Genomic DNA, 10,557 nt, shown 5'->3' with positions numbered 1-10,557 from the left:
TCCATCGTCGGGAGACCTCGACGTCTATCTGCGGACCGACGCGCCCGGCCGACCTACACCCTCATCTGGGAAGAGCCTGGAAAGCTGATGCTGGACAAGGTGGGGCCGGGCGCCCAGGTGAGAAGGCGAGTCACGCTCCACTTTGAGAACATCTCGGACCAGGTCGCCAAGATCGCTGTCGCAGACTGGAAGGCGGGGTCGCCATCACTTTCCCAAGCGAACGTGCTCGTCATCCCACCAGGCCAAACCCGAGAGGTTCTCTGGGGTCACGACGTGTCAGTCGAGGAGCTGCGACGAACCGTAGGAGAGGACCCCGAGACGGCGAGGGTCGCGCTGACCTTCCACGTTCGAGACAACGCCCTCAGCACTCACGACGTCATCAAGTTCAACATCGGCTTCTCAGCAGCAAGGGTCGATCATGATGGCGCCTTGTTCACCCAGCCCCCGACGGAAGCTCAATTGGCCAGCATCGATTGGCTGGGGTGGCTCTTGCCGGATCGCGTCTACGAGGAGCTAGATGCTCGGGAGGACGTCGACCGTAGACCCGAGCCGAGACATGAGTTGACATAAGGTGTGTCGGCGATTCAGAGCCAGGTGAAGTGAGCATGGAAGCCCAGTAATCTCGTCAGCACATCTACGGCGAGGTGATCCGATGGACGGCATGAGGCCTGAAGACCTCGAGGCGATCCGGCGCATGGCTGCTCGCGTGATGGAAAACCCACCTAATCCGGCTGCCGCCCAGCGGGCCGCGGAGACGGCTCGGAGGATCCAGGCGACGCTGACTGACTCGCGGATCGCAGACCGTCTCGACTTCGATGTCGACAGGCTTGTCGAGAAGATCAGCGCCGCCGCTCGCGCCTCAGAGTCATATCCCGCGATGGCGGAGGGCATCTCACGTATGCTAGAGACGGCCAGCGTCGGAGTGGCGAGTCAGGTGCGCGCGAACCCGGAGCCCCTACTCGCCCTCGCTCGAGTCTCTACAGAGAAACCGGCCGCGGAGGACGCTGCCGAGGCCGAGCTCAAGACCGTTCTGCAGGAGGCGCTAGACGGTCTTGCCGAGGACGAAGTCTTCGAGGCGCTCTTCCATGAGGCAAGCGCCCAGGTCGCATCCAACGGCATGGACGCGGACGAGTGGCCCGTCGAGATCGACGAGCGCGTGGCTGCGGCGTATGTCAGCTTCTGTGCGGCGATCGTGGTTCTCGGAGTGCTCGCAACAAACCCGTTCCTCGCGGCGATCATCGCCACCATTAGCACATCGAGGACGGCCGCGAGAGTCGTTTACGATTTCCTCCGCCGGCGGCTGGACGGCCCCGAGCTGTAGGTGTCCGCCCCCAGGCGTGTGGCCAGCAACCACACCACGGCGGCCGCGCCGATCGAGCTGGCGGCCACAGCGAGCCCCACCCAGATGTCCGGCGTCGGTGTCCGGCTGCTCATCATCGGTCCTCCCGCGTCGGTACACTCGGGCGGCTCTCTTCCGACCTCCGTGGCGGCGCCTCCGCCGTTCGTGATCACTTTGTCGGACCACCTTCGGCGATCGCGCGGGCCGCGGGAAGACACCACCGGCCTAGCGGTTCGTCCCGACCCACAACAGGACTCCGAACCCGGCACCTCGACGAGCTTGGCCGCGAACCGCGCGCGGGCCGACTCGTCCGCCACGGCGTCGACCAGGCCCCTGCTCACGGCTCCGCGACTACCACGGCGCTTGCGTCCTGTTCCGCAGCCTCGGCCAGCGCCCGCAGCCGCTTGGCCTCACTGCCGGTCAGATCCGGGATCCACTCAGCCAGCTCCGAGACTGGAACCCGTTCCTCACGGGTCAGCTTCAGCACTGCCCGACCCGCCGGCAGGTCCAGCCTGCGTACGAGCTCGTCGCGCTCCTCGAGTGTGACCGCGACCTCCACTCCGAGCGCCGACCTGCGCCTTTCAGCGGCCGCGCGCTCGCGACGCCGTAACTCCTGCGCCTGCAACGCCTTCGTTCGCGCCTGCTGTCGGATCGATCGGCCCATGATCTGCTCCTCACCTCGACGACGTCCTTGACCGTCAAGGCCCTGAGCCACTCTTCCAGTGGACACTCCCCTGCCGACACGTCTCGACCTCGTCCCCCGGACCTCGACCGGACCAACGAACCCCCACACACCTATTGCATCCTCGGTAGTTGAACGATGAACCACTGACCGCCGCGCGGTATCTCCGTGGCCTTACCGCGCGTGACGATGTCGATCCACAAGCTGACGGCTGGGTCGGGGTACGACTACCTGACCCGGCAGGTTGCTGCGATGGATGCGACCGAGAAGGGCCACACGCCGCTGGCGACGTATTACACCGATCACGGTGAGACCCCCGGCCAGTGGATGGGCGCGGGGATGGCAGGCATCGACGGCCTGGACGAGGGCGACCCCGTCACGGCCGAGCAGATGAAGGCGCTGTTCGGCTTTGGGTTCCATCCGTTGGCCGATTCCAGGATCGCCCAGCTGGCCGACTCGGCGTCGACCGCCGCCATCAAGCAGGCCCGTCAGTTGGGCACTCCGTTCAAGGTCTATGAGGCCGACGTCCCGCCATTTCGGATCGAGGTCGCCCGCCGTCTGGAGGACCTCAACGTCGTCGCAGGGCGGCCTCGGGAGGCGGTCGTTTCACTCGAGGAGCGGGCGCGGATGCGGAGCGTGGTGGCGCGCGAGTACTTCGTGCGTGAGCACGGCCGGGAACCGGCCGATGCCCGCGAGCTCGCCTCCGCGGTGGCGCTGTACTCCCGGCCCAAGACCACCGCGGTGGCCGGGTACGACCTGACGTTCTCACCGGTCAAGTCGGTCTCGGCCTTGTGGGCGGTCGCCGATCCGTCGACGTCGGCCGCGATCGAACGAGCTCACAACGCAGCCGTCAAGGACGCGCTGGCTTTCATCGAGCGCGAGGCCCTCTACACCCGTACCGGCACCAACGGCGTGCGCCAAGTCGACGTCCGCGGCATGGTCGCCACGGTCTTCACCCACCGCGACTCGCGCGCCACCACGCTCCGCATCCGCGCCCGCTCCTCGAGTGAAACGACCGCCTCCGCAACCGCCACGCGGACCTCAGCAGCGTCCCGATCACATACCACAACGCTGACCCACACCGGGCGACGTCGAGCCGGTCATCCAGCCATGCTGTCAGGTAGGAAGAAGGCTACTGATGGTTCGAGGAAGACGATGACGGCCACGAGGATGATCATGGCGCAGACAGGCAGTGCCGCTCGGAAGATCTCACCCAAGGTCGTGTCTCGAGAAAGTGATTTCAGCACGAACAGGTCGATGCCAAGAGGCGGAGTGATCTGGCCCAGCTCAACCAGCAAGAAGAGCAGGATGCCGAAGATGTAGGGATCCATGCCCACGTGATCGACGAGCGGGAGCATGACGGGCGTCACGAGAATGAGTGACAGTCCGTCGATGAAAGCTCCCAGGACGATGGAGAGCACCACAATGAAGATGAAGAACTACCACTGTGGAGGGTCGATGGCCTCCACGGCTCTCACAATCCCTCGCGGAGCGTCCGCCTGGACCAAGACAGCCGACAGCGCTTGTGCTGCGACGACAATAAACGTCAGACCAGCGGTCAAGACCGCGCTGGTCATGGCGGAACGCCAGATGTCAAATAGTCCCAATTTCCTGCAACACAAGGGCATTTCGTATTTCACACGCCGATCAGACAACGGCAACATCGGTGGATTCAGGTTTAGATGTCGCCTACCGGTGCAGCAGTCCCGGCCGTGGCCCGCTCCATGAGCACGATCAAGCGGTCGATACAGAACCCGAAGATTCCCACCAAGATGGCGATGGCGATGGCGTCGCGGTCTGGAGCCTGGCGGTGGCGTCCACGATCAGATAACCCAAGCCATCTGACCCACCGGTGAACATCTGGGTTGCCACGGCGAGGGTCAGCATCAGCGGTGCGGTGATCCGGAACCCGGTGAACAGCGACGGCAAGGCGAGCCTCAGCGTGATCCCAGCGGTCCGCAGCCTCCCAGCATCCGCGTTCCAGGTGAGCCAGATGACGTTGCGGTCGACCGACCGCAAGCCGGCGTAGAGCGTCACCGTGAGCGGGAAGAAGCACTCGAGGGCTACCAGTGAGATCTGCGGAGCCGCGCCGAAACCCAAGGCGAGTGTCGCGATGGGGAACAGCGCGACCCGCGGCACGGGATAGAGCAGGCTGACGAGGGGTTCGGCGGCAGCGTTGACGAAACGATTACGAGCGAGGGCGAAGGCCGCGCCGACGCTCACCATCACGGCGAGCAGCAGGCCGGCGCCGCCCCGAAGGGCAGTGACCGCCGCAGCATCCCAGAAGACCGAGTCCGTCAGCAGGTTCCAACCCTCCGTCGCCGTGTCCAGGGGGCTTGCAATGCGGCCCCCGCCGCCACCGGCGTCGGTTGTGGCGATCCACCATGCCAACAGGACCCCTGCCGCACCGGCCAGGGCCAGCGTGACCGACGTGGATCGCAACGACGCATTACCGCGCATCGCCAAGTACCTCCAGTTCGTGGCCGCGGGTGAGGCGGCGACCGACCATCAGGAGCAAGCGATCGCCGACGACACCCAACACCGCGAAGCATGCGATCGCTGCGTACAACAAGTCGTACTCACCGGTCTGAGACGTCAGGACGATCCGGAACCCAAGCCCCTCCCCGCTTCCGCCGAGAACTTCGCCGACGTACAACATGATGAAAGACCCTGCTAGTGCGATCCGGAGGCCGGTGAAGAGCCGGGGCATCGCTGCGGGCACGATAACGCGGGCCACGATGGCCACCCGAGAGAGTTCCAGGTTGTGAGCCAGGTCGACCAACGCCCGACCGGCACGAGCGACCTCGAGGTCGTCTCCAACAACGCTGGCGTCGATGACTGGGGGCTCGGACTGCTGCTCACCGCAGGCCGGCTCCGGCGAGTCGTGGCGTCGTACGTTGGCGAGAACAAGGAGTTCGCCCGGCAGTTCCTGTCCGGCGAGCTCGAGGTGGAACTCATCCCCCAGGGGACGCTCGCCGAACGCATGCGTGCCGGCGGCTCGGGCATCGCCGGCTTCTACATCCGCACCGGTGTCGGCACCCAGGTCGCCGAAGGTGGTCTGCCCTGGCGGTACGACCCGACCGGTGTCGTCGTCCAGAAGTCCCCGGTCAAGCCGGTCATGGCCTTCGACACGGCCGGCGGCGAGCGCGAGTACGTCCTCGAGGAGGCGATCGTCTCAGACTTCGGCCTCGTCCGCGCCTGGAAGGGTGACCGCCACGGCAACCTCGTCTTCAAGGACGCCGCTCGCAACTTCAACCCCCTCGCGGCGATGGCCGGCCGGGTCACGGTCGCCGAGGTCGAGGAACTCGTCGAGCCCGGTGACATCGACCCGAATCACGTCCACCTCCCCGGCGTCTACGTGCACCGCGTCGTTCCCCTGACACCCGAGCAGGCCGCCGACAAGCGCATCGAGAAGCGCACCGTCAGCACGACGCACGACCAGAATGAGCTGCGCTGAGATGGCCTGGACCCGTGAGCAGATGGCCGCACGTGCAGCGGCGGAGCTCGCCGATGGCGACTACGTCAACCTCGGCATCGGACTGCCGAGGCTGGTGCCGAACGACGTCCCCAACGACGTCGAGCTCGTGCTCCAGAGTGAGAACGGCATCCTCGGCACTGGCGCCTACCCGACCGAGGACGCCGTCGATCCCGACCTGATCAACGCCGGCAAGGAGACCGTCACGGTCCGCGCCGGGGCCAGCTTCTTCGACTCAGCGTTGAGCTTCGGTATGATCCGTGCCGGCAAGGTCGACGCGGCGATCCTCGGCGCCATGCAGGTGTCAGCCGGTGGCGACATCGCCAACTGGATGATCCCCGGAAAGATGATCAAGGGCATGGGCGGAGCGATGGACCTCGTCCACGGCGCCAGCCGCGTCATCGTCCTGATGGAGCACGTCGCACGCGACGGCGCTACAAGATCGTGAACGAGTGCACGCTCCCCTACACCGGGAAAGGCGTGATCCAGCGGATCATCACCGACCTCTGCGTCCTCGACATCACCCCGGACGGCCTCCGACTCGTCGAACTGGCCCCTGACGTAACGATCGATCATGTCCGGTCCACGACCGACCCGGAAGTACGCCGACCCTGGTCCATCGGGCCGGCCAGCCGCGGAGTCAGTGCCTGCCGTGAGCTCCCGCCGCTCGACGGGGCTCAACTGCCGATTCGGACCGCGCCAGGGCTTCTCCCTCCGGCGGTACCCGGTCAGGTGTGGATGGCGGGCACGACGAACCCGAACATGTCGGCGAGCGCATCGTGGAGATCCTTCGCCGCAGGCGGGTACGCCGTCTTGAATCTGAACATCCACTCGGCCGCGACGCAGCGCACGGGAATCCCTTCGATCCTCCCGACGTCGGTCAGCGATCCCTGCGGGTAGCGGATGCCCCACGCCGGCTCACCGTCGTCGAGCTCCACGAGGTGCACATCGGGTCGCGCTCGTCGGACCGAGTGTGTCGGACAAGCCTTTCCAGCAAGAGCTGATCGATCGCGGCGCGAACGCGTCCACGGCGGGCGTCCACCTGATCATCCAGCTTTCCCGGCTGCCGCCGGGGGGGTCCATCGGGCGCGTCAGTTCGTGAGCTTCGGCGAGACCATGGCAAAGTCGGCATCCGAGGTTCTCTTGACCTCGCCCGACCGTCGGAGGCACACTGTTGCGACGAGAGGAGACCGTGGTGGGTGTTCTCGGCATGACCCGGAATCTCGAAACGCGGGAGCCGAGGGAGCCCCGGAGACGAGATGAGATGAACAACGACAACCCGGTCTTCCCCCTGTCGTTCCGGCTTTGCTGGCGCGCCAGTGGCCGCTCTGGCCGGAAGGTGTCGGCCCAGCAAGCATCTCGTGGTGCCGAGCTCCATCGGCTCTCCTCTGACCGGCACAGCCGATGACGATCAGCATGAGCCCCGTAGCCGAGTCGATGCACGCCGAGGTCGATGGCCTAGCCGAGACCACCGTCAGAGAGATACTCCGGACGTTGCCGTCGTACCACAACGTTCCGACTGATGACCTCACGGAGTCGGCGAGATCGAACTGTCTGGCAGCCGTCGAGGTTCTCCGACGGCAAGCACTGCCCACGCCGGACTTCATTCCGCCGAAGCTCGACCACGTCCGACGGCGCATTGCCGCTGGCCTGGCGGCTGAGGACCTGATCCGCGGCTACAGAATCAACATCGACGTCCTACGACAGCGGTTCGTGGCTCTGTGCGTCGACCAACAAGTACCGCTCACCGACGCTTTGGAGGGCGTCGCCCTGCTCTGGCAGCTCGGTGACAACTTCATGGTGGCCATGGCTGCCACCTACCGCGAAGAGGGCGAACGTTCAGCCGTCAAGCAGACGTTCCGGCGCTCTGACCTCATCCGGGACGCGCTGCGAACCGGTCTTCACGGTCCCGACCTGATCCAGCGAGCCACAGCCCTCGGTATCGACGTCTCGGTGCCCTATGCGGTCGTGATCGCGAGGTCCACCGGAGGCGAGCACGAGCGAATCGAGAGCATCCTCCAGAACGCTGGCACGAAGGGTCTGGCCCACGCTGTCATCACGCAGATCTCCGGTCGACAGGTCGGCCTCGTGGCACAAGCTCCCCACGAGGCCGCCCAACACAGCCTGATCGCCATCGGTTCCTTCGTGGCTGTCCAGAACCTGCCTGCTTCGTCCGATCTGGCCCAACGCATCTGGCGGGCGATCCAGCAACGCACCTCGGGGCTGTTCGATCTGCGCGCGACCTCGTGGCGCATCGCCGTGCCTGAGCGCTCCGCACTGACCGAACACCTGGCAGCCGGCGTGCTGGCCCCACTCGACCCAGGAACCCAGGCGGGCCAGGACCTGATCGAGACGCTTCGCGCGTTCCTCGCCCACGACCGCAACGTTCGGCACGCAGCCGAGTCCTTGTACTTGCATCCCAACACGGTCCGGTACCGCCTCTCTCGCTTCGAGTCCTTGACGGGCAGGGACATCCGCAGCACGGAGACGATCACCGAGCTTGCCTGGGCTCTGGAGCTCGAGGCTCAACTACGCGCAGCAAACCAGGACGCTTCGCCTCCCGGTTTGTGATCTGCTCCAGGCGAAGCGACCCTGACTTCGTCCTCGCCTCCATGGTCAATCACAGAGCGATCTCGCGACCATGGAGTGTCCGAGGACCGCCCGGAACCCCGGGAACGGCGCCGGACAGGACGAGCGGTTCGACCGAACCGTCGAGGGAGATCTCATGCGCGCTGACGATGTGTTCATCCTGGGGGTCGGCACCTCCCCGGTGGGTCGACAGCCTGGATCGAGCTTCACCGACCTCGTCGCCGAGGCCGTGCGCAACGTCCTGTCCGATGCGCAGGTGGATCCGGAGCTGCTGACCCATGTCTGGTTCAGCAACTACATGATGGACTTCTGGGGCCAGCGTGCGTGCCGCGGCCAGGAGGTGCTGACGCCGCTGGCCGTCGAGGGCCTGCTCCCTGCCGGTCTGCCCATCATCAATGTCGAAGGTGGCTGCGCCAGCGGCTCGCTGGCATTCCACGAAGCGTGGAAGCATGTCATGGCCGGAATCGACGAGGTGGCGATCGCCATCGGGGCCGAGAAGATGAACGACCCTTCGCGGCCGAGCTCCGAGGTACTCGAGTCGATCGGTGCCGCGGCCGGAAGCCTCGATCCGGACTCGTACTGGGCGCCGTATCACGAGCTCGCGGCGGAGCTGGGGACGACCTTCGGCAACGGTTCGGGCGGCTCCTTCGCCATGGACTGCTACGCCCTCTGGGCCAAGGATCATGCGCGCGCATTCGGCACCACCGTGGAGCAGATCGCAGCCGCCGCAGCCAAGAACCACACCAATGCGGTGGACAACGTGCGTGCCCAGTACCGGTTCCCGTTGACGGTCGAGGAGGTTCTCGCCGACCGTCCGGTCAGTGACCCGCTCACGCGGGCGATGTGTGCACCGACCGGTGACGCGGCGGCAGCGGTCGTTCTGTGCTCCGACAGCTACCTGCGGCGACAGCCGAGCGATGTCCGGAATCGGGCAGTGCGGATCAGCGGACATGCGCTTGCGGGCGGGCAGCGCGGCGTTCGACTCACCGACAGCTCCCGCAGCCGTGCTCCGCTTCGGGCCTCCAGCAAGGCCTACGCGATGGCGAACTGCGCGCCGCAAAGCCTTGACCTGATCGAACTCCACGACGCCACCTCCTTCGCCGAAATTCACCTCGTGGAGGACCTCGGGCTGTGCGACCGGGGCGCGGGCGGTCCTTTTACCGCCGCCGGGGCGACGGCCAGGGACGGTCAGATTCCCGTGAACGTATCCGGAGGACTGGTCTCCCGCGGACATCCGATCGGGGCCACGGGATTACTGATGTTGAACGAGGCCGTCCTGCAGCTGCGAGGCACAGCCGGAGGGGTTCAGCTGGAGGACCCTCGGACTGCGCTGGTCGAGAACGGTGGCGGGGTTATCGGCCACGACGTGGCGTTGTGCTCGGTGACCATCCTCGAGCGGGACTGAGAAGGAACCAGGAAGGAAGCAGATGCGGGTCATCGACTACTTCGATCGGGGCGCACGAATGGACCCCGATCGCTGGTACACCATCACCGACGGCGGCAACATCACCTACGCGCAGGCGGAAGCACAGTCGTGGCAGATCGCCCGAGGCCTGTACGCGCGGGGCTTCCGAGTGGGTGACCGAGTCGGAGTGCTCGGGCCCAACGCCAACGAGTCCCTGATGGCGATGCTCGGGCTGTGGCGCGCCGGCGGAGCGTGGTCGCCGCTCAACCCGCTGAACGCTCTGAGTGCCACGATCGACTTCATGAACGAGGTTGGCATCAGGTGGCTGTTCCTCCACTCGCGTTTCGCCGGGGACGTCGACCGGATTCGTGCCGAGGTCAAATCGCTGGAGCACGTGGTGTGCCTCGATGCACCCTTCCCCGGCGGCCAGCCATTCGAGGAGTTCATCGTGGCCGCCGCTGACACCGACGTCCCCGACTGGAGCGACCCGTACGGCGCGCCGGAGGTCGTGTGCGCGGCCTGGCCGACGGGCGGCACGACGGGGGCCTCGAAGGCAGTCGAGTGGACGAACCAGGTCTTCGCCACCTTGATGGACCTTGCCACTCGGCACTGGCCCGCAGTCGATCATCCGGTCAACCTGATGGTGGCCCCGATCACCCACGCTGCTGGAGCGATGGCGGTCATGCTGGCCGCCCAGGGCGCCACGGTCGTGATGCGCCCCGGATTCGACGCCGAAGACTCACTCGACCAGATCGAACGCCACGGTGTGACTCACATGTTCGTCCCGCCGACTGCCTACTACCGGATGCTGGAGTCCCAACGTACGCACCAGCGCGACACCTCATCCCTGACGATGATGCTCATCGCGGCCGCCCCCGTCTCGCCGGACCGGTTCGCCGACGGCGTGGACGCGTTCGGACCGTGCATCGCGCAGTCCTGGGGACAGGCCGAGGTCCCGTTCATGGCCACCTACCTCTCCCCCGAGGAGGTCGCGGCCGCAGTCGCTCCGGGCGGTCGCCCGACGTTCTCGGTGCAGGTGCGAGTCATGGACGACGAGGGGAATCTTC

Annotated in this window: 11 protein-coding genes and 1 pseudogene; 8 read left to right on the top strand and 4 right to left on the bottom strand. The window is 66.1% G+C overall.

The features are described 5' to 3' along the window. A partial coding sequence (locus tag ABKW28_RS22025) for a hypothetical protein (protein WP_348613314.1) occupies nucleotides 1-570 on the top strand: 570 nt, incomplete at its 5' end. Nucleotides 571-652: 82 nt separating this feature from the next. Then, entirely contained in the window at nucleotides 653-1,321 is a 669-nt protein-coding gene (locus ABKW28_RS22020) for a hypothetical protein (RefSeq protein WP_348613312.1), read from the top strand. Nucleotides 1,322-1,676: 355 nt separating this feature from the next. Here ABKW28_RS22020 and ABKW28_RS22015 read toward each other — a convergent pair whose 3' ends face one another. Then, on the bottom strand, nucleotides 1,677-2,003 hold the full coding sequence (locus tag ABKW28_RS22015) for a hypothetical protein (RefSeq protein ID WP_348613310.1): 327 nt from the start codon (nucleotides 2,001-2,003) through the stop codon (nucleotides 1,677-1,679). 207 nt (nucleotides 2,004-2,210) lie between these two features. Between ABKW28_RS22015 and mobF the strand changes: the two genes are divergently transcribed. Further along, the gene (gene mobF, locus ABKW28_RS22010) at nucleotides 2,211-3,344 is read left to right on the top strand and encodes a MobF family relaxase (RefSeq protein WP_348613308.1); all 1,134 of its coding nucleotides are present in this window, start codon (nucleotides 2,211-2,213) and stop codon (nucleotides 3,342-3,344) included. A 411-nt stretch (nucleotides 3,345-3,755) separates the two neighbouring features. On the opposite strand, the gene ABKW28_RS22005 is transcribed toward mobF, so the two are convergent. Together ABKW28_RS22005 and ABKW28_RS22000 are read right to left on the bottom strand one after the other, a co-directional pair. Continuing rightward, a complete protein-coding gene (locus ABKW28_RS22005) occupies nucleotides 3,756-4,481 on the bottom strand; it encodes an ABC transporter permease subunit (RefSeq protein ID WP_348613306.1) in 726 nt (241 codons plus the stop codon). Then, a complete protein-coding gene (locus ABKW28_RS22000) occupies nucleotides 4,471-4,767 on the bottom strand; it encodes an ABC transporter permease subunit (RefSeq protein ID WP_348613304.1) in 297 nt (98 codons plus the stop codon). The genes ABKW28_RS22005 and ABKW28_RS22000 overlap by 11 nt, the downstream gene beginning before the upstream one ends. 18 nt (nucleotides 4,768-4,785) lie before the next feature. Between ABKW28_RS22000 and ABKW28_RS21995 the strand changes: the two genes are divergently transcribed. Together ABKW28_RS21995 and ABKW28_RS21990 are read left to right on the top strand one after the other, a co-directional pair. Further along, nucleotides 4,786-5,478, top strand: a complete 693-nt coding sequence (locus ABKW28_RS21995; protein ID WP_348613302.1) for a CoA transferase subunit A — start codon at nucleotides 4,786-4,788, stop codon at nucleotides 5,476-5,478. A 1-nt stretch (nucleotide 5,479) separates the two neighbouring features. After that, nucleotides 5,480-6,078: pseudogene (locus ABKW28_RS21990) on the top strand (3-oxoacid CoA-transferase subunit B); the annotation flags it as partial. A gap of 146 nt (nucleotides 6,079-6,224) precedes the next feature. Here the strand turns inward: ABKW28_RS21990 and ABKW28_RS21985 are convergent. Further along, nucleotides 6,225-6,434, bottom strand: a complete 210-nt coding sequence (locus ABKW28_RS21985) for a hypothetical protein (protein WP_348613316.1) — start codon at nucleotides 6,432-6,434, stop codon at nucleotides 6,225-6,227. 466 nt (nucleotides 6,435-6,900) lie between these two features. On the opposite strand from ABKW28_RS21985, the gene ABKW28_RS21980 reads away from it, so the two are divergent. The 3 genes from ABKW28_RS21980 to ABKW28_RS21970 all read left to right on the top strand — a co-directional run. Beyond that, nucleotides 6,901-8,067 (top strand): helix-turn-helix domain-containing protein, encoded by a 1,167-nt coding sequence (locus ABKW28_RS21980; protein WP_348613300.1) that lies wholly within the window; start codon nucleotides 6,901-6,903, stop codon nucleotides 8,065-8,067. A 154-nt stretch (nucleotides 8,068-8,221) separates the two neighbouring features. Further along, nucleotides 8,222-9,490, top strand: a complete 1,269-nt coding sequence (locus ABKW28_RS21975; protein ID WP_348613298.1) for a thiolase family protein — start codon at nucleotides 8,222-8,224, stop codon at nucleotides 9,488-9,490. 22 nt (nucleotides 9,491-9,512) lie between these two features. Next, a partial coding sequence (locus ABKW28_RS21970; protein ID WP_348613296.1) for an AMP-binding protein occupies nucleotides 9,513-10,557 on the top strand: 1,045 nt, incomplete at its 3' end.

Source organism: Nocardioides sp. 31GB23, assembly GCF_040012395.1.
GTDB lineage: Bacteria > Actinomycetota > Actinomycetes > Propionibacteriales > Nocardioidaceae > Nocardioides > Nocardioides salarius.
This window is presented reverse-complemented; position numbering and strand designations above follow the sequence as displayed.